15 protein-coding genes are annotated in these 18,320 nt (G+C 72.3%); 1 reads left to right on the plus strand and 14 read right to left on the minus strand.

Features of this window, described 5'->3' with window-relative positions; genetic code table 11:
• Nucleotides 1-53: 53 nt before the first annotated feature.
• From WME98_RS02375 to WME98_RS02400, 6 genes are all read right to left on the minus strand, one after another.
• Nucleotides 54-2,966 (minus strand): TonB-dependent receptor domain-containing protein, encoded by a 2,913-nt coding sequence (locus tag WME98_RS02375; RefSeq protein WP_437949771.1) that lies wholly within the window; start codon nucleotides 2,964-2,966, stop codon nucleotides 54-56.
• Nucleotides 2,967-3,203: 237 nt separating this feature from the next.
• Nucleotides 3,204-3,635 (minus strand): ExbD/TolR family protein, encoded by a 432-nt coding sequence (locus WME98_RS02380; RefSeq protein ID WP_437949772.1) that lies wholly within the window; start codon nucleotides 3,633-3,635, stop codon nucleotides 3,204-3,206.
• 10 nt (nucleotides 3,636-3,645) lie between these two features.
• Nucleotides 3,646-4,104: an ExbD/TolR family protein gene (locus WME98_RS02385; protein ID WP_437949773.1), complete on the minus strand. Its 459-nt coding sequence runs from the start codon at nucleotides 4,102-4,104 to the stop codon at nucleotides 3,646-3,648.
• The gene (locus tag WME98_RS02390; RefSeq protein WP_437331960.1) at nucleotides 4,058-4,765 is read right to left on the minus strand and encodes a MotA/TolQ/ExbB proton channel family protein; all 708 of its coding nucleotides are present in this window, start codon (nucleotides 4,763-4,765) and stop codon (nucleotides 4,058-4,060) included. Before WME98_RS02390 ends, WME98_RS02385 begins: the two co-directional genes overlap by 47 nt.
• A 57-nt stretch (nucleotides 4,766-4,822) precedes the next feature.
• Nucleotides 4,823-5,602 (minus strand): energy transducer TonB, encoded by a 780-nt coding sequence (locus WME98_RS02395; RefSeq protein WP_437949774.1) that lies wholly within the window; start codon nucleotides 5,600-5,602, stop codon nucleotides 4,823-4,825.
• Nucleotides 5,603-5,777: 175 nt separating this feature from the next.
• Nucleotides 5,778-6,485: a response regulator gene (locus tag WME98_RS02400; RefSeq protein ID WP_437949775.1), complete on the minus strand. Its 708-nt coding sequence runs from the start codon at nucleotides 6,483-6,485 to the stop codon at nucleotides 5,778-5,780.
• 192 nt (nucleotides 6,486-6,677) lie between these two features.
• Here WME98_RS02400 and WME98_RS02405 point away from each other — a divergent pair, with 192 nt between their 5' ends.
• Entirely contained in the window at nucleotides 6,678-7,247 is a 570-nt protein-coding gene (locus WME98_RS02405) for a serine O-acetyltransferase (protein WP_437949776.1), read from the plus strand.
• 142 nt (nucleotides 7,248-7,389) lie between these two features.
• Here WME98_RS02405 and WME98_RS02410 read toward each other — a convergent pair whose 3' ends face one another.
• The 8 genes from WME98_RS02410 to WME98_RS02445 all read right to left on the minus strand — a co-directional run bounded on the left by WME98_RS02410 (nucleotide 7,390) and on the right by WME98_RS02445 (nucleotide 18,314).
• Nucleotides 7,390-9,078: a PrsW family glutamic-type intramembrane protease gene (locus WME98_RS02410; protein WP_437949777.1), complete on the minus strand. Its 1,689-nt coding sequence runs from the start codon at nucleotides 9,076-9,078 to the stop codon at nucleotides 7,390-7,392.
• 311 nt (nucleotides 9,079-9,389) lie between these two features.
• Entirely contained in the window at nucleotides 9,390-10,079 is a 690-nt protein-coding gene (locus tag WME98_RS02415) for a LolA family protein (protein WP_437331965.1), read from the minus strand.
• A 257-nt stretch (nucleotides 10,080-10,336) separates the two neighbouring features.
• Nucleotides 10,337-10,876 carry a crossover junction endodeoxyribonuclease RuvC gene (gene ruvC / locus WME98_RS02420; RefSeq protein ID WP_020738074.1) on the minus strand — a complete coding sequence of 180 codons (540 nt, stop codon included), beginning with the start codon at nucleotides 10,874-10,876 and terminating at the stop codon, nucleotides 10,337-10,339.
• A gap of 3 nt (nucleotides 10,877-10,879) precedes the next feature.
• Nucleotides 10,880-12,388, minus strand: coding sequence for an FAD-binding oxidoreductase (locus tag WME98_RS02425; protein ID WP_061621407.1), 1,509 nt, complete (start codon nucleotides 12,386-12,388; stop codon nucleotides 10,880-10,882).
• Nucleotides 12,389-12,511: 123 nt separating this feature from the next.
• Complete coding sequence (locus WME98_RS02430) at nucleotides 12,512-14,665, minus strand: hypothetical protein (RefSeq protein WP_437949778.1); 2,154 nt, start codon at nucleotides 14,663-14,665, stop codon at nucleotides 12,512-12,514.
• Nucleotides 14,666-14,706: 41 nt separating this feature from the next.
• Nucleotides 14,707-14,907, minus strand: a complete 201-nt coding sequence (locus WME98_RS02435) for a hypothetical protein (RefSeq protein WP_437949779.1) — start codon at nucleotides 14,905-14,907, stop codon at nucleotides 14,707-14,709.
• A 251-nt stretch (nucleotides 14,908-15,158) separates the two neighbouring features.
• Complete coding sequence (locus WME98_RS02440; protein WP_437949780.1) at nucleotides 15,159-16,622, minus strand: PQQ-dependent sugar dehydrogenase; 1,464 nt, start codon at nucleotides 16,620-16,622, stop codon at nucleotides 15,159-15,161.
• A 534-nt stretch (nucleotides 16,623-17,156) separates the two neighbouring features.
• Complete coding sequence (locus WME98_RS02445; protein WP_437949781.1) at nucleotides 17,157-18,314, minus strand: hypothetical protein; 1,158 nt, start codon at nucleotides 18,312-18,314, stop codon at nucleotides 17,157-17,159.
• Nucleotides 18,315-18,320: the final 6 nt, after the last annotated feature.

An 18,320-nucleotide genomic window follows, 5' to 3' on the forward strand; every position in this document is an offset into this window, starting at 1 on the left:
ATCATGCTCGCGAAATCGCGACGATCGCCGCGTGACGATTCAATGGCACGCGCTCAATAGGTGTACGAGGCGCTCAACGTCACAGTCGTCCCATTGCTGTATTGATTGACGATGTTGTCCTCGTCGTTCTCCCTCCCCTGCGTGATGCGCACGGGAGCGTCGATGAGGTTCTCGCCGGCCAGCTTCAGCTCGACGTGCTCGCCGAGGCGCTGGGCGACTGTCAGGTCGATCTGGTGCCGCGGCTGCTCGTACTCGTCCGGCCGGTTGCTCCCCACCCTCCTGAGCCGGACGCCGAACACGTTGTAGAGGAGCCGAGCGCTCGTGCCGGTCGACTCTCCGGTGTAGTCGAGCCCCAGGTTCACGACGAAGGGGGATTGCCCCTGGAGAGGGTGCTTCGGGCTGCTCTGGATGGTGATCCCTCCCACTCTGACCTCGGGATCGATCGTCACCTCCGACGTCACGAACGTGAGATTGCCGAGCGCGGTGATCTCCCGCAGGATCGGGGAGATGAAGCCGAGGCCCTTCCTGAGCTCTAGCTCGACGCCGGCGACGTAGCCGGCGTCTCCGTTGACGTAGGTGAGCCTGCCTCTGCCGCTGTTCGGGATGATGACCTCCTCGATCGGCTCCTGGAAGTGCTTGTAAAAGACGCTGACCGCAGCCACCTCTCCGGCCGTCGGGAAGACCTCGAAGCGAAGATCGCCATTGATGACGCTCGTCCGTCGCAGCTCAGGATTGCCCTGCACTTCTCTGCCGCTGTACCCTTCCTGATACAGGGTCGGGCTGAGCTCGCGGAGCTGGGGCCGAGCCAGCGTCTTGGCCACGCCGAGCCTGACATTCGAGTTTGAGGTCGTCTTGACGATGACGTTGAGGGCTGGCAGGAGATCGATCTTGTCGCTCTCGACGTTGATCTCGGGGCTCGCCGGGGAGTACCTGTCGAACGCCCTCAGCGTCAGCGAGGAGGCCTCGATCCGGGCGCCGAGCACCGCGCGGAGCCATCGCGTCACGGCGGTGTCGGTCATCACGTATCCCGCGTAGAGGTTGTTGTTCGCCGTATAGGAGTCGGTCTGGCGCGTGATCTCCTCGAGCTCGACCACCGAGCCGATGTTCTCGTCGGAGAACAGCGCTTCCGGCTCCTGGCGCAGGAGAATCGGATCCGCGCCCTGGCGCTGCTTGAACCGGAACCGGCGCGTGTTGAACTCGCGCTCTCGGAAGTTGAGCAGACCGCCCGCCTTCAGCCGGGTCGGGGTGTCGCCGCGGACGAGGGGCTGGGTATAGGAGAGCTGCCCGCCGTAGTTCGTGTCGGTCATGTCGCTGAAGAAGTGCGCGCCGCTCAGCGTTCCCTCGTCCCACGAGAAGGCGCCGCTCGCGTCATCCCGGATGTAGACGGTCTCCCTCGTGTCGGGCTCGTCGGACGTCGCGAGGGAGAGCGATGCTTTCCAGTCGACGGTCCCGCCGCCGAGCGCCCCGAAGCGGTGCTCCCCCTGGAGCTGACCCAGGGTGAGCGATCGCGAGATGAACCGCAGCATCGTGTCGCGAAACGCGCTGTCCCCGCTGCTCGGGTTTCCGTCGGCCTGGCTGGCCAGGTCGTCCGACGAACGGCTGTGGAGCCCGGTCAGCGTCACCTTATGGTCCTGATCCGGGTTGTAGGTGACGCTGCCGAAGCTGCCCCAGGACACCTGATCACGGACGCTCTCCGTCGTGATCTCGCTGACGCGAACGAGCTCGCCGGTTTGAGGATGGGGATCGAAGACGCCGAGTGTCTCGTTCTCGCGCGGAGAGAACTTCCGGCCGTAGCTCAGGGTGGCGATGTAGCCGAGGCGCCGCTCGCCGCCGAGCTTCAGGGTATCGCCGACGACCACGCTGCCGCTGCCGTTCGGCGGGGTGAACGACCGCGTCGTCGCCATGGACGAGTTGATCGCCCTCCCGTAGGCCGTCATCTCGTCCCTGGAGATGGTGCCGCCGCCCGGCTTGGGGCCGAGGCGCAGCACCTTGTAGTCGGGGATCTCGTCCGGCAGGGCGCGGGCACCGCCGTCGATCCCGAGCCAGTCGGTCCCGGATCCTTCGTAGCTCAGGCGATCCCGGAACGTCGCCCGGGAGTTCAGCCCGAGCGACAGCGAGGCCTGGAAGAGGAACTTGGTCGGGAGCTCCCGCGTGTTGATCTGGACCGAGCCGCCCGCGAAATCGCCGGGGATGTCGGGGGTGAACGTCTTGACGACGGTGATGTCGCTGAGGACCAGCGACGGGAAGAGATCCAGCGGGACGGCCTGCCGGTCGGGCTCGGGGCTCGGCAGCGGGGCGCCGTTCAAGAGCGCGTTCGTGTAGCGCTCGCCCAGGCCGCGCACGTACACGTACCTGCCGTCCACCACGGTCGCGCCGACGATGCGCTTCGCGGCCTCCGCGGCGTTGCGATCGGGCGTCTTCGCGATCTCCTTCGCGCCGACGGCGTCGCCCACGTGGGCCGCGTTCTTCCGGATGAGCAGCTGCGCCGCGACGCTCGCCCGCTCCGGCTCGAACTCGACCTCGACGACGTCCTCGACCTGCTGATCCGGCTCCAGGCCGACGTCGACCTGGCTCACCTGCCCGGCGGTCACGCGCACGTCCTGCACGCGCTGGGGCTTGTACGCCTCGTACCAGACCCGCAGCTGGTAGCTGCCCGGCGGGAGCTCCAGGCGGTAGCGGCCGTCGAGATCCGCGATGACCTTGAGCTTCGTCCCGACGACCGACACCTGGGCGTCGAAGACCGGCTCCTTCGTGGCGGAGTCCGTGACGACGCCCCACACGACGCCCTTCCCTGCCGGCGGCGGGCGCGACGGGCTCGGCGCGTCGAGCCCTGCGGCGTCCTCGGCCGGAGCGGCGCCGGCCGGGGTCCCCGCGCCTGCCGGCGGCGGCGCGGCGTCCGGCGGCGGCGCGGCGGCGCCGGGGTCGCCCTGGGCGAGCGCCGTGGCCCCCCAGCAAAGCGGTGCCACGAGCGCTGCGACTACCCCCGAGATCCTCCTGCGAATCATGCACCTGTCCCTTCACGCCCCGAGCTCGGGCGCGCCTTCCGATCCGATGTCCGGGCGCACCTGCGCCCCGTCGATGAGGAGGGCGGAGAGCCAGCTCCCCGCCACCCTCTCCTATGCACCGCGCCGCGCGCTCGCGGTCAGGCGTCGGCCCCCGCGACGCCTCTTCGACGCCGCCTCGGGGCCGCGCGCCGCGCCGGCTCAGCGCCCGGTCTTCTCTGTCAGGACGGCGATCGTCTTCGCCCCGCCCATGCGCGCGGCGTCCATGGCCTCCACCGCGACCGCGTAGGCGGCCTCGTCCTCTGCGTCGAAGTACAGCACGTCGTCCGAGCGCGCCGCGAAGATGCGCGCGAGCCGCTCCTTCAGCTCGTCGCGCTGCACCTCGGCCTGGTTGATGCGGATGACGCCGCGCTCATCCACCGTGAGCACCACGGGCTTCAGGGCCTCGTCGGGGGGCGGCGAGAGCTTCGCGGCGTCGTCCTTCTTGGGCAGGTTCAGCCAGAACTGCTTCGCGAGCAGCGGCGTGACGACCATGAAGATGATGAGGAGCACGAGCACCACGTCGACGAGCGGCGTCACGTTCATGCTCGGCGCGACGCCGCCCTTCCTGGCGCCGCCCTGCGGAGCGCTCATCCCCACGGCGCTATCCCTCCTCCGGCGCCGGGGAGGCCCCGCCGCCGCGCTGGCTCACCTGCAGCGAGATGCCGGCGAAGCCGACCTCCTGGCACAACGCGAAGGTCTCCCGCACGCGGCCGTACTTCGCCGAGGAGTCGCCCTTGATGACCACCCGGCGCTCCGGCTCCGCGGCGCGGATGGCCCGCAGCCGCTCGCCGAGCGCCGGGAGATCGGCGACGGCCTCCTTCTCCAGGAACACGGTGCCGGCGCCGGTGATCGTCACGTAGATGGGATCGAGCTTCGACTTCGACTTCGGATCCGGCTGGAAGACCGCCGGGAGCTCGACCCGCTCGCCGTGCTCCATCTGGGGGGCGATGACCATGAAGATGATGAGGAGCACGAGCACCACGTCGACGAGCGGCGTGACGTTGATCTCCGGCTCAGGCTGCTGCCGACTGGAGCGCTTGCTCTCCGCTTGAACGCCCATGCTCGTTCTCCATCTCGTCGATGAGCTCACCCGCGCTGCGCTCGAGCGCGAGCTCCACCGCGGCGATGCGGGTGGTGAGGTAGTTGAAGCAAAGCACCGCCGGGATGGCGACGCCGAGGCCGAGGGCGGTGACGATGAGCGCCTCGGCGATGCCGGCGCTCACGGCGCCGAGGCCGCCCGAGCCGGTCGACGCGATGGTCTGGAAGGCGGTGATGATGCCGATGACCGTGCCGAGCAGCCCGACGAAGGGGGCCACCGAGCCGACCGTCGCGAGCACCGAGAGGCCGCGGCGCAGATCGGCCGAGATCGCCTCGCGGCGCCGCGACACCTCGCGGCGCGCGAGCTCCACCGGGGGCACGCCGCCCTCCCCGGCGTCGAGGGCGCGCTGGAACCGTCGCACCGCCGCCGCGACGATCCGGGCGAGCGCCGATCGCTCGTACTGGCCGGCGATCTGCACGAGCCGCGCGGTGTCCCACGCCTCCATCACCGGCCGCGCCTCGGTCGCGAAGCGTCGGGTCTCGGACGCCTGACGGGCGAGGGCGATGAGCCGCTCGACCACGACGGCGACGCTCGCCAGCGCCATGAGCACGAGGGCGAACGCGACGAGCTTGCTCAGGAGGCCCATGCTCGCCCAGATGTGCCCGAGATCGAACTGCATCATGACTCTACTCCTTCGTTCCTCTCGCGAGAGGCCGCCTCCGCGGCCGTACGCTGGAAATCACCGCTTCGCCTTGAAGCGGAATGGAATCGTCCTCCAGACGGACACCGGCTTCCCTTCGGAGATCGCCGGCCTGTAGCGACACGTCTTCATCGCCGCGAGGACCGCGCCATTGAAGAGGGGGTGGCCGCGGACGATGGAGACATTCGTGACCTCGCCCGTCTCGGTGACCACGAACCGGACGGCCACGGTCGCCTCCACGCCCGCGCTCAGCGCAGCTTCAGGGGGGACGGGCGGCGGACAGGAGAGCGCGACCGGCGGCGTCGCGTTCTCGGGCAGGTGAATCGGCCCCCTCTGCGGCGGCGGCGGAGGCGGCGGTGGCGGAGGCGGCGGTGGCGGCGCGGCCGTCACGGCGGCCGTCCCCGTGCCGCCGGGGACCCCGCCCGGCACGCCGCCCGGCGCGCCGCCCGGCTCTCCGTAGGTGTCTTCGTCGCTCGCCTTGGCCTCGCTCGGGTCGGCCTCGGGCGGCGCCTCCTTCGGCACCGCGGTCGGCGCGACGAGCGCCGGGCGCCGGGGCGCCGCGGGGCGAGGCGCCGGGGCCTCCGACGCCGGCGATGGGGGCGCCGGCGCCGGCGCGGGGGGCGGCGCCTCGGGGACCCGGGTGGCGAGCTTGACGTCGACGACCTCCTCCTCGGGCGGAGGAGGTTGAATCGCGCCGCTCAGGCGGGCGGCGAGGAGCGCAATGCCCGCGAAGAGCAGGAGCCCAGCCGCATACCCGATCGCGAGCCGCTTCGCTCGGTCAGGATCGACCTCCCCCGCATTCCACGTCTCCAGGTGCATCGAGGCTCCAGGTGCCAGCTGGCGAAAAAGCCAGAGCTCCACCTGAGCTCAGGCGAGCGCCACCGGCTTCAATGGGTTGGCCCATGCTGTGAACCAACACGCACACGGTACGCAGTTTTCGTTACGCCAGAATGACGTGGTGGCAACGATTGCCGGGAATCTCCCGATATGGCGATCAGGCGCTGCGGCTCTCGGGCACGTCGGGCGAGGCGGCGAATCGATAGCCGATGCCGCGGACGGTCTGGATGTAATCGCCGGCGCGGCGCAGCTTGTCGCGCAGCCGCTTGACGTGGGTGTCCACGGTCCTCGTCGTGATGCTCACGTCGATGCCCCAGACGCCGTCGAGGAGCGCGGTGCGCGTCTGCACGCGCTCGCGCGCCTCGTACAGCGCGACGAGGAGCTTGAACTCGAGGAGCGTCAGCTCGACCTCCTCGCGATCGACCCACACGCGATGAGCGCCCTCGTCGATGCGGAGGCAGCCGAACTCGATGCTCCGCTCCCCGTCCCCGGAGGACTTCGCGCGGCGGAGCACGGCTTGCACGCGCAGCACGAGCTCTCGCACGCTGAACGGCTTGACGACGTAATCGACGGCGCCGAGCTCGAAGCCGACGATGCGGTCGACCTCGTCTCCGCGCGCCGAGACGATCATCACGGGGATCCGCTGGGTGGCCTCGCTCTGCTGGAGAGCGCGGCACACCTCGATGCCCGAGAGGTCGGGCAACATGAGATCGAGCAAGACGAGATCGGGCCGCTGGTCCAAGGCCAGCCGGACCCCCTCACCGCCCTGTCCCGCGAGGAGCACCTCATGCCCGGCTTGCCTGAGGTTGTAATCGAGCACCTTCTGGAGCGCCGGCTCGTCCTCGATAACCAAAATACGCGCCATGCTGAAGAGCGCGTGTACCCGAGCGATGTGACGGGCAGATGACCGGATGGCAACAGCGCGGTGCGCCTGTTCCTCCGGAGAGAATGCGCCGCGGTTCGTCGTGAAGGGGCCAGCCGGCCATGCGCCGGACGCGCGGCGAAAGGTCGCACCGGCGGGGCGAGATGCGCTAGTCTCGCGGGGATGCTGCGGACTTTGCGACTCATCGCTGCCGACGTGCGCAAGAAGGCGACATGGTGCTACGGCAGCGATCCATGGCCGACGATCCTGAAGACGCTGGCGACGGACGGCACGGCGGCGATGGTCCTCTACCGGTTCACGCAGGCCGCGCGGACCCACCGGATGCCCGTGGTCGAGATGCTGCTGAACAAGGCGACCAACCTCGCTGGCGGCTGCGTCATCGGGCGCGGCGCGGACTTCGGGCCGGGGTTCGTGCTGATCCACTCGAACGGCGTCGTCATCAACGGCAACGTCCGCGGCGGCTCGAACGTGCTCATCGAGCACCAGGTGACGATCGGCGCGGATCGGCGGCAGACGCCGGTGCTCGGGAGCGATCTCTTCATCGGCGCCGGGGCGAAGATCGTCGGCGGCGTCACGGTGGGCGACGGCGCCCGGATCGGCGCCAACGCCGTGGTCGTGCACGACGTCGCGCCGAACACGACGGTCGTCGGCATCCCCGCGAAGCCCGTGCAGCGGCGCGAGGACCGCGCCGCCCAGGCCGCCTCGCGGCCGAGCGCAGACGAGACCAACGGCTCCCAGAGCTGACCGCACGCCCGGACTCCAGAGCGGCGGTCCTCCGCACAGGAGACGGGCCCAGATCGGCGTTTTCGGCGCGGAGGCGCACTCCAGTGCGCTGAGCACCGAAAACGTCGAGGTGGGCCCGTATCCGAAGCGGAGGACCGCCGCTCTAGCGCGGAGCTCGGGCTAGGAGCTCTTGCCGGAGCTGCGCGATCTCGTGCCGGAGCGGGCCGATGAAGTCGGCGCTGAGCGTCCGGTTGCGGCCCTCCAGCGCGCGCGCCGTGTGCCACTTGCTGAGCGCGAGCCGCGCGCCGGCGCGGATGAAGCTCCGCCCGGTGGCCCCGCGCCAGCCGAGGGTGCACCGGAGCCGCCCGATCGGCGAGCAGACCAGCTCGAGCTCGTCCTGGGTGAGCATGCCGAGCGCGACCTCGTCGCGCAGATGATCCCGGATCACCCAGCCCTTGCGGATGACGAGCGCCACGATGATCCCGAAGAACGACGCGACGAAGCACAGCCAGAGCAGCAGCCACGGCATGAAGAGATCCCCCATCGCGCGGCCCAGCGCGGTCGGGAGGAAGTTCCACACCGCGTGCAGCGCGACGCCGAGCAGGTAGCCGCCGATCGGGGCCGCGACGCGCACCCAGGTCTTCGACGACTCCCGGGCGAGACCGAAGCCGATCCCGGTCATCGACGTGAACAGCGGGTGGAGCCAGGGCGTGAACACGCCGCGCAGGACGAAGGTGCCGGCGAGCACGTCGCTGCCCTGCATCGACGCGCGCGCGTAGTACAGCACGTTCTCCACGGCGGCGAAGCCGAGCGCGCAGAACGTGGCGTAGATGATGCCGTCGACGATGCCGTCGAACTCGCGGCGCAAGAAGTAGAAGAAGCCGAACACGCCGAGCCCCTTGAAGAGCTCCTCCGCGAACGGGGCGCTGACCGACGCGCTGACGAGCTCGCCCATCGGCTCGCCGAAGCTGCTGGAGACGCCGACGTGCACGCCGGTGTTGATCAGGATCGAGAAGCCGGTCGCCGCGAGCGCGCCCCACAGGAACGCCATCAGCAAGCACCACCACGGCTCCGGATCGTACCGATCGATGACCATCGGGACGAAGAGGTAGAGGACGAGCGGCGGGAACGCGAAGAGCGCGCCGACGACCATGGCGCCGAGCATGCTCCCCCCGGACTCGATCACGCCGAAGAGCGTGAAGATCACGTTGAGGACCGCGCCCGCGACGATACCGTTGGCCCACAGCCACAGCCCGGCGATGCGCCGCCGCCGGTCCGGGTCGGGCCTTCGCGCCGCCCGCAGGACCGCAGGGTAGCCGGCGTGGGGATGCGCGGGCGCAGGCTGCGCGGCGCCGTGCGGCGAGGGAGCGCCGTGCTGCGGGCCAGGGCCGTGCGCGGGCATCGGCGCACGGGACGGGGGCCAGTAGCCCTGCGGCGCCTGTCCGTAGCCCTGCGGCGCCTGTCCGTAGCCCTGCGACGCCTGACCGTAGCCCTGCGGCGCCGCCCCGTGCCCCTGCGGCGCCTGTCCGTAACCCTGCGGCGCCTGTCCGTAACCCTGCGGCGCCTGTCCGTAACCCTGCGGCGCCTGTCCGTAGCCCTGCGGCGCCTGTCCGTAGCCCTGCGGCGCCTGTCCGTAGCCCTGCGGCGCCGCCCCGTGCCCCTGCGGCGCCTGCCCATGCCCCTGCGGCCAGTGCGGCGGCTGTCCCGGGGAGTGCGGCCCCGCGCCGTGCGCCGGATACCCCGGGCGAGCCTGCCCGCCGCCGGGCTGGGCGTGCTCGCTCGGGCGCTCCGACGGCCGGGGTTGCTGCGGCAGGCCGCGGAAATCGGGACGGTGTCCGTGGGCGTTGTCCATGGCTCGAGCGCTCTCGCGAAATCCTCGTGACAGCGGGTGACCGCTCAGCCGAGACGGACCCCCACCGCACGCATGGAGCCGCCAGAAGCGGCGACGATCCGCGGCGGGCAACGGCAGTCTCGGAGCTGTCGTTCACACCCGCCGGATCGAAGCATCACACGATATTTCTACCACGCCGGGACGCGCCGGGCATACCTCCCTGAGGCATCCGGCGCGGCGCGCTCGGCGAGGAGCGCGGGCGCCGTGACGCTCCGCTTCCTCGAGCTATCGGCGGAGGTGACGCGCGGCGGCCGCCGCGCGCCGGGGTGGCGTCAGGGGCGGACGACGCGCGTGCCGGGAGGCGGCGTGAAATTGAACTCGTTCTTGGCGACAGGCTGGTTGACGACCGGCGACGCGAAGTCGAACCGGTTCCGGTTGCCCTGCGCGTCGAGGATCAGCACGCGGCGCACCTGGTTGGTCTGCCCGTCCACGTAGAGGAGCATCTTCTGATAGGCCGGGGTCGCCTCCTTCGGCGTCCCCTCGAGGACATAGCCGCCCTCGAACTTCATCTGCGCCGGGTCGAGCAGGCGGAGCGAGAAATCCTTCGTGAGCTGGCCCTTGCCCATCAGGAACGCGAGCGCCGCCGGGTACTGGGAGCCCTTCACCGGCGTCTCGAACATCTGCTCGTTGTCCTTCTCGTAGACCTTGATCGTCTCGCCGTCGGAGACGACGCGGTTGCCGTTCGGCGCGTCGTAGACCCAGCTCATCTTGCCGGGCTTCTCGAAGATCACCTTGCCGGTGGAGACCTTCTTCACGTCCTGGACCTTGATCGTGTAGGTCTGCGTGAAGCTCGCCTTGAAGGTCTTCGTGGAGTCGTAGAACTGCTGGACGCGCCTGCCGAGCTCTTCGGCGGTGGGGCCCGCGGCCTGGGACTCGCCGGGCGTCGCGAGCACGGCCGTGACAGGCGCCGCCAGCCCGATGAGGCACGCGGCGACCAGGCGGTAAAGTGAGGTTCGCGTCATCCTTCCCGATCTCCTTTGATGTCCAGAGGCGTGTCGCCTCCGCGCTTCGTGAGACAGGGGCACCGGTGTTCACCGCCGGTCCCCCCGGCGACCGCCGCCCTCGCTGAAGCCGGGGCGCGCCGCAACTTTTCACTTTGGACGCGGCGCGGGCGCGTCCGATGCAGGCTCCATAGCACACGGTGTGTGCGCCCGGACCGCCTCGGTCGCGCCTGGCGGGGCCACGTCGCGCCGAGCCGCCGCGCGCGGCCAGGCCGCGCTCAACCGAGGCGCGCCCGCCGCGGCCGGGCCCGGGACGGGGCGGGCGCGCCGGACGCCGCCAGCGCGGCCGCGAAGCCCGCGGCGCTGAGGTGGGTCATCGCGATGGCGAGCGCGTCGGCCGCGTCCGGCCGCGGGGGCGCGGCGAGCCGCAGGACCGCGGTCATCACCTGCGCCACCTGCGCCTTCTCGGCCGCGCCGCGGCCGACGATGGTCCGCTTCACCAGCGCCGGCGGGTACTCCGAGATCGGCACGCCGGCGCGCGCCAGCCGGAGCAGCACGACCCCGCGCGCGTGGCCGAGCTTCGCCGCGCTCTGCGCGTCCTTCGCGAAGAACAGGCTCTCCACCGCCGCCGCGTCGGGCGCGTGCGCGGCGATCACCTTCCCGAGCTCGTCGTCGATCTCCACCAGCCGGCCGGCGAACGTCCCGCTCGTGTCGATGTCGATGACGCCGTGCGCGACGTGCTCGACGCGCGTGCCCTGCCGGACGAGCAGGCCCCAGCCGAGGTGGCGCGACCCGGGATCGATGCCGAGGACCCGCACGGCTCAGCACGCCCCGTGCGACGGCGCCGCGACGTGGGTGGGGAAGCCAGGGGCGCGCTCGGCCCCGCCGTCGCGCTCGCCCCGCTCGGCGGCGGTGAGCGCGCGCCGCGGGAAGATCTTGTGCGGGTTGAGCAGGCCCTTCGGGTCGAACACCGCCTTGATCCTGCGCTCGATGGCGATGAGCTCCGGCGACTGCTCGAGCGCGAGGAACTCGGCCTTCGACGTCCCGATACCGTGCTCGCCGCTCAGCGTGCCGCGCATGCCGATCACCGCGCGGAACAGGCGCGACAGCGCCGCCTCGACCTGGGGGACGAGCTCCGGCTCGTTCCAGAGCAGGTTGACGTGGAGGTTGCCGTCGCCGGCGTGGCCGTACGTGAGCATGCGGACGCCGGTCGCCGCCGAGATCTCCGCGACCTCGTCGAGCAGCGCCGGGATCTTGTCGCGCGGGACCACGACGTCCTCCGAGATCTTGTGGCGCGCCATGGCGCGCGTCGTGGGCGAGAGCTGGCGGCGCGCCTCCCAGAGCCGGTCGCGCTGCGCCTTGTCCTGCGCGACGAGCACGTCGAGCGCCCCGGCGTCCATGCAGACCTGCCCCACCCGCTCGGTCTGGACCTCGCAGTCCGCGGGCTCGCCGTCGACCTCGATGATCAGCATCGCGCCCGCGCGCTCGTCGACCCCGACGCCGCGCGCCCGGACCGCGTCGAGCGTCGGGCGGTCGAGCAGCTCGAGGCAGCGCGGCACGACGCCGGCGGCGACGAGGGCGCTCACGGCGCGCCCGCTCGCGCGCACGTCCGGGAACAGGCAGAGCAGCGTCATGACCGACGGGGGCTTCGCGATGAGCCGGAGCGTCGCCTCCGTCGTGATCGCCAGCGTGCCCTCGCTGCCGACGAGCAGCGCCGTGACGTCGTAGCCCGTCACGCCCTTCACCGTGCGCCGGCCGGTGCGGAGGCGCGTGCCGTCGACGAGGATCGCCTCGAGCCCGAGCACGTACTCGCGCGTGACGCCGTACTTGAAGGCGCGCGGGCCGCCGGCGTTCTCGGCGATGTTGCCGCCGAGGGCGCACATCTTGAGCGAGTTCGGATCGGGCGGGTAGAAGAGCCCCTCGGCCTCGACGGCCGCGTGCAGGTCGGCGAGGATGACGCCCGGCTCGACGACCGCGACCTGCTCCTCCCGGCTGATCTCCTTGATGGAGCTCATGCCGATCGTGGCGATGACGATGCCGCCCGCCACGGGCACCGCGCCGCCCGACTTGCCGCTGCCGGCGGCGCGCGGCACGACCGGCACCTCGGCCTCGCTCGCCGCCCGCACCGCCTTCTCGATGTCGGCCGGCGAGGAGGCGAGCACGACCGCGTCCGGGCTCACCGGCGGCTGATCCGACTCGTCCCCCGCGTACGCGGCGCATCCCTCGGCCGACGTGATGACCTTGGAGGGGCCGAGCGCGCGCTCGAGGAGCCGGCGCGCCTTGTCGATGGCCGCCGCCGACGGGCGGGGGAACGTGGGGTGAAGTCGCATCTCGCCTATTTACCGCGGATCGCGCGGCGATGCTGCGGGATCCGCGCGGGCGGGCCCGGGGCTCGGCCGGCCGCGAAAAAGGGGGGACAGACGCGCCTCTGCGCAGCGCCGAGCGCGCGCGGGTCAGAGCAGATCGAGGAAGGCGAGCAGCGCCTCGATCGACCCGGCGTCCAGCGCGGCGAGGCCCTCGCCCGCGGGGGCGCCGTCGTGGAAGAAGGCGCCCGGCGCGGCGCCGACCGGCGCGTCGGCGCGGCCGCCCCCGTCGTGGAAGCGCGCCCGCTCGAGCACCTGCCGCAGGCTCTTCGCGGAGCCGTTCGTGAAGTACGGCCGCTTCTTGTAGAGCCGCCGCAGCGACGGCACCCGCGCGCCGTCCTCGTGCACGTACGGCACGACGCCGGTCCTCTCGTACCCGGCGCGGCCCCACACGATCGCCCCCTCGGGCGCGAGCACGAGCTCCTCCCAGCGCTCGAACGGCACCGCGGAGCCGGGATCGTCGCTGCGGAGCACGGGCGCGTGGCAGCGCGCGCAGCGGTCCCGGAACACCCGGGCGCCGTTGCGCTCGAGCGGGGTGAAGCTCGAGCGGCCGAGGGCCGCGGGGTTCGCGCGGTGCGAGAACGCCATGAGGAAGCTCATGAGCGCGCGGCGGAGCGCCTCGGGGGGCAACCCGGCGCGCGCCGCGTCGGACAGCCCGAGCTCGGCGAGCCACGGGGCGTCGGCGGCGGAGAGGGAGAACCACGGGTCGTGCCCGCTCAGCGCGCCGGCGACGCGGAACTCGTTGTCCGCCATCGTGGTGAGGTCCGGATCGAGGGCCCGGGAGAAGTGGGGGCGGTTGTTGAACAGGCCGAGCAGCGGCTTGGTCGTGGCGCGCACGTCGCCGCGGCCCGTGTGGTGCGTGCGGCCGTCGACGTAGCCCTCGAAGTGGCACGTCTCGCAGGTGAACCGGCTGAGCGGGCCGTCGGTCCTGTTCCACGGCGCCATCAGCGACGTGAAGAAGAGCGCCTCCCCGAGGCGGAGCTCCTCGGCGCGGGCGTCCGCGCCGCCGTCCTGGACCGGCCGCTTCGCGACCGCGGCGCCCTCGCCGCCCGCGTCGAGCAGCCACGCGTCGAGCAGGGGGTTCGCGTAAGCGAAGGCGCCACCGCCGAGCGCGGCCATGGCGGCGACGCCGGGGGCGAGCGGGCGCGTGGAGACCTCCGGCGCGGCCGAGAGGCCGGCGTCCGTGGCGCGGAAGAGGAGCTCGGCCCGGCGGTCGCCGCCGTAGCCGGTCGCGACCACGCGCACGCCGGACGGGAGCGCCGAGAGCGCGATCGCCTTCGGGGTGAGGACGCCGTGCTCCGAGACGTTCACGGCCGAGAGCAGCGCCGCCTCGGGCCGGGCGCCGGTGGCGACGCGGTAGAGGAAGACGAACGAGTCGATGTAGCCGAACGAGCCGCCGGTCCGGTCGAGCGGGCGATCCTCGACCCCGCCCGCGGCGAGCAGGAGCCCGCCTCCGGCGTCGTCCGTCTCGATCGCGTCGAAGCTCCAGATCGGGCCGTCGTGGCGGATGCGCGCCGCGCCGCCCGGGAGCGGGCGGCCGTCCGCGCCGACCGGGAGCACGACGAGCGTGTGGTCGAGGAGGCAGTCGACGATGAGGTGGCGCGCGAGCCGGACGACGCGGAACGGGCCGGCGCCGATCGGCTCGTCCCAGCGCTCGACGTCGAGGCGCCCGTCCGCGCGGGCAGGGCCGGGGCGCAGCGTGAGGAGGGCGCCCGCGCGCTCGTCGAGCGCGTAGAGGACCCCCTCGGGGCCGGCGGCGACGTCGCGGACGCCGCGGACGCCCGCGAGCTCGATGCGCCCCGCGAGCTCGAGCGAGGCGCCGCGCACGACGTAGCGGAAGAGCGCGGGCGACGCCTCGCCGCTCGCGAAGACCTCGCCGGAGGGCATGACCGCGACCCCCGTCGGCGAGGCCGGCGCGGGGGCGCGGGAGAGCTCGCGCAGCGACGCGTCGAGCAAGACGAGCGCGTCGCGGCCGCGGAGCGGCGAGAGCAGCGCGGGCGCGCCCGGCGCGGCGGGGCGGCCCAGCGGATCCACGGGGCGGAGCGCGATCGGATCGGGCCCGAGCAGCCGGTCGGAGCTGGGCAGGCGGGAGAAGTCGGTCGCGGCGCGACGGGCCGCCTCGAAGCGCCGCAGCGGATCGAGCGGATCGGGGCCGCCGCCGGGGGCCGGCGGCGCGGGGCGGCCGTCGCAGGCCGCGGCGGCGAGGCCGAGCGAGAGCGCGAACGCGAGGGGGCGCGCGGCCATGGGTCGGCGCCACGGGGCAGCGGGCCGAGCCCCCGCGCCGATCACCAGCCGCCGGTGCTCGCCGGCTTGGCGCTCTCGACCGGCGCCGCCTTCGCGGGCTCGGCCGGCTTGGGCGCGGGCTTCGCCGCCTCGGCCGTGGTCGCGCCCTTCGGCGGCTCGGGCGTCACCTGCTGGGGCTTGTCCTCGCAGCCGACGAGACACACGGCGCCGAGCGCCACAAGCACGGTCAAGACATTCTTCATGGGGAGCCTCCTGAATGAGCGGCGCAAGCGAAGCACATCCGCTGGGCGCTCGGTAGGGGGCGCGCCGCCGGCAGCGATCGGACGCGGCACGACGGCTGCAACGATGGCGGATTGCCGTGAGGGTGGCGCAGCGGGCGCGCATGGGCGCGCGCGCGGAGGCGGGGACGCGCGCCCGGAGGCGAGCGCGCGCCAGGGGCAGAGCACGACGCGAGGCGCCGGTGATCCGGCGCCCGCGCCGTGCTCGGGCTCGCTCACGTCCCGGGGACGATCTTCACCAGGCTGTTGCGGTTCGCCACGAAGTAGAGCTCGCCGGCGTTGTCCTCGACGATCGCGGTGAGCCCCTCGAAGGTCGGCAGCCCGCCCTGACGCGTGAACGCCGGAGCGTTGGGCGTGTTCGGATCGGGGTTCTTGAGGATGAGCGTGAGGGGCGACGTCTTGTCCCCGCACTGGACGAGCGCGCCCATGCGCCCTCCGGTGTAGTCGCCGAACAGGTACACGCCCTTGAGCTGAGGCACCTCGGCGCCCCGGTACACGAAGCCGCCGATGACCGACTTGTAATCGCGGAACGGCCCCGTCGCGCTCGCCCTCCGGTCCATGTCGACGATGGGCCGCGTGTGCGTCGAGCCCTCGCGCAGGGTGCGCCCGCGGCAGGTATCCTCGTGGTCGCCCTCGAACTTCGCCCAGCCGAAGTTCAGCCCCGACACGCCCGCGGGGACGTAGTCGACCTCCTCGTACGAATCCTGGCCGACGTCGCCGATGTAGAGGTCGCCCGTCGCGCGATCGAAGCCGAAGCGATACGGATTGCGCAGGCCATAATGCCAGGTCCGCGCGCCGTCGCCCGGGAAGGGATTGCCGGCCGCGGCGTACGGCTCGGGAGCGTTCGGATCGAGGCGCAGGATCTTGCCGAACAGCGAGCTCGGATCCTGCGGCGCCCCCTGCTTGTCGTTGTTGCAGGACCCGCCTCCGTCGCCCGTGCCGACGTAGAGCATGCCGTCAGGCCCGAACACGACGTGGCCGCCGTTGTGGTTCACCTGCGAGCTGTCGAGCCGCAGGATCGTCTTCGTGGGCGTCGGATCGGCCACGTAAGGATCGCCGGCGGAGCGCTTGAACTCGAGCACCGTATCGCGGTTCATGTTCGTGCCCGTGGTCGGCGTCATCATGACGTAGAATTTGCCGCTCGTCTCGTAGTCGGGCGGGAACGCGATGCTGATGAGCCCGCGCTCGTCGTCGAAGGAACCGCTCTGGAGCCGGATCTCGCTGCTCACGTCGAGGAAGACCTTGGGGCGCAGCGCGCCGCCCGAGAACACGCGGATCTGACCGGTCTGCTGCACGAGGTACCAGTCGTCCGAGCCCTTCGGCTGCGCGGCATAAACCAGCTTGTCCAAGTTGGTGACGACGGGAGCGAGCGCTAGCTTCCCGACATCGGGAGCCGCGGTGGCGTCGCACGCCGTCGGCTCGTCGCCGCCCGAGCCGCCCTGTCCCGTCGTGGTGGTCCCGGTCGCCGTCGTCGTGCCGCCGCCCGCGCCGCCGGAGCCGCTCGTCGTCGTCGCAGGCCCAGCGCCCGTCCCGCTCCCAGCCCCCGTTCCCGTCGTCCCGGTGGAGCCCTGGCTCCCCCCCGGGCCGGAGGTCGCGCCGCTGGAGCCCGTCTCCCCGTCATCGCCGCATGCGCCGGTGCCCAGCGCGAGACACGCGCCGCCACCCAGCGTCAAAGCCATCCACAAAGCCAAGGTCGTACGCTGTTTTTTCATGGGGCGCATTCTACATGAGAGGCGCCGTGGCGCACTCATGATCTACTGCCGGGGCGAAAGAGCGTGGCCCGTAGTCCCAGCGGTCATCGACCACAGGACCGAAGACCGCCGATAAGCCCGCTCGACGGGTCGCCGCCGGGATGAAGTGAAGGGGCGTCGCCCCGATCGATCGGTATCGAACGGCATCGCGCCGCTCATGGGCTCAATCCGCCGTTCAGGCGGAACGCGCCTGACAGGCGAGGCACTCCGGCGGTGCGACGGCCATCTCTCCAAGGCAGACATTTGAAGCAGAGCGGTACGCGTGAATCTGTTTCTGGTCGAAGCCAGGGCTATATTCCCGCCCACCGCCCCTCTGATCACCGCATGCACGGATCCCGCCGGCGAGGGCCGCCGCACGGGCTCACCGGCCGTCGTGGGCCACTACGGCTCTCCGTACGTCGGAGCTCAGCGCGCAGACAGACAACTACGTTGTCTGCCATCTTTGCTCGTCCCGCGCGCCGCTCAGAACGAGCCCGCGATCCACGCGCTGCCAGGGCCGAGGCCGACGCGCGCGCGAAAGGGCACGCCGCCCGTCCGCCCGCGCCCGCCCCCGGACGCCATCGCCGCGTCGGGCGCAGAGGGCGCGGTGATCCAGAGGACCGCCCCGCCGGCCGCGAGCACCGCCCCGGCGATGAACACCACCGTCCCGATGTTGCCCATCCTGACCGCATCGTCGCGGAGATCGAGCCCCGTCTGGTCGACGCAGCGGCCCGCCTCGTCGCAGTGGCCGCCCTCGATGGACTCGTCAAAGGTCGACTTGGCCACGAAGCCGAGCGCCGTGCCGACGCCGAGCCCGACCACGCCGAGCCCGACCCCCACCATGCCGATCGGCTTGCGGAGGCTCCCGCCCTGCGGCGGAGGCGGCGTGTCCGCCGGCGGACGGGCCGCCGGCGGCGCGACGGGCGCGCCGGGCGCGGCGCTCGAGCGCGCGGCGGGCTCCGGCGCCGGCCCGCGCTCGAGCGCGGGCACGGCGACGCTCACCACGCCCGGCTTGTCGATCACGACCTTCGTCTCCCACGGCGTGTGCCCGGGCGCCGCGGCGGCGACCCGATGCTCGCCAGGGTCGAGCGGCACCGCCGTCCCCCAGAGCGCCCGCCCCACGGCGACGCCGTCCCGCGTGAGCGAGAGCCCGGAGATCGCCGCCTCGTTCGGGACCACGATCTGCAGGCGCGAGAGGCGCGGCTCGAGCGCGGCGGCCCGGCCGCGCGCCACCCGCTCGCGCTCCGTCTGGCCCGCCGACAGCGCGGCGGCCGCGACGTCGCGGAAGCCGATCCACGCCGTCGCGATCCGGCCGATGCGCTCGTAGCAATCGGAGAGGTTGAACAGGGTGCCGATGCCCGGATCGATCTGGTGGCTCTCGGCGAACTTCGGGCAGGCCTCGGCGTGCTTGCCCGCCGCCATCAGCGCGCGCCCCTCGTCGAACAGCGCGACCGCGGCGGCGCGCTCCTCCCGGCTGGGCTCCGCGGCGCGCGCGGCCGGCGCGAGCGCGGTGAGCGCAGAGAGCGCCGACAGGAGCGCGAGCGCACGGAGACGCGCGCCCCCGATCCGCGGCGCGCTGGAGGCCGCCGCACGGCAGCCGGCCTCGGGACAGGTGCTCGGGGGACGACGATGGCAGAGCAAGACGGG

The organism is Sorangium sp. So ce296, assembly GCF_051529605.1.
Classification (GTDB): domain Bacteria; phylum Myxococcota_A; class Polyangia; order Polyangiales; family Polyangiaceae; genus Sorangium; species Sorangium cellulosum_D.

Excerpts from the sequence above, each read along its gene's own strand:
- WME98_RS02430 (WP_437949778.1), bottom strand. The coding sequence starts at position 14,665 with ATGGCCGCGCGCCCCCTCGCGTTCGCGCTCTCGCTCGGCCTCGCCGCC.
- WME98_RS02435 (WP_437949779.1), bottom strand. The coding sequence starts at position 14,907 with ATGAAGAATGTCTTGACCGTGCTTGTGGCGCTCGGCGCCGTGTGTCTC.
- WME98_RS02400 (WP_437949775.1), bottom strand. The coding sequence starts at position 6,485 with ATGGCGCGTATTTTGGTTATCGAGGACGAGCCGGCGCTCCAGAAGGTG.
- WME98_RS02385 (WP_437949773.1), bottom strand. The coding sequence starts at position 4,104 with ATGGGCGTTCAAGCGGAGAGCAAGCGCTCCAGTCGGCAGCAGCCTGAG.
- WME98_RS02390 (WP_437331960.1), bottom strand. The coding sequence starts at position 4,765 with ATGATGCAGTTCGATCTCGGGCACATCTGGGCGAGCATGGGCCTCCTG.
- WME98_RS02440 (WP_437949780.1), bottom strand. The coding sequence starts at position 16,622 with ATGGCTTTGACGCTGGGTGGCGGCGCGTGTCTCGCGCTGGGCACCGGC.
- WME98_RS02415 (WP_437331965.1), bottom strand. The coding sequence starts at position 10,079 with ATGACGCGAACCTCACTTTACCGCCTGGTCGCCGCGTGCCTCATCGGG.
- WME98_RS02380 (WP_437949772.1), bottom strand. The coding sequence starts at position 3,635 with ATGAGCGCTCCGCAGGGCGGCGCCAGGAAGGGCGGCGTCGCGCCGAGC.
- WME98_RS02410 (WP_437949777.1), bottom strand. The coding sequence starts at position 9,078 with ATGGACAACGCCCACGGACACCGTCCCGATTTCCGCGGCCTGCCGCAG.
- WME98_RS02395 (WP_437949774.1), bottom strand. The coding sequence starts at position 5,602 with ATGCACCTGGAGACGTGGAATGCGGGGGAGGTCGATCCTGACCGAGCG.
- WME98_RS02425 (WP_061621407.1), bottom strand. The coding sequence starts at position 12,388 with ATGCGACTTCACCCCACGTTCCCCCGCCCGTCGGCGGCGGCCATCGAC.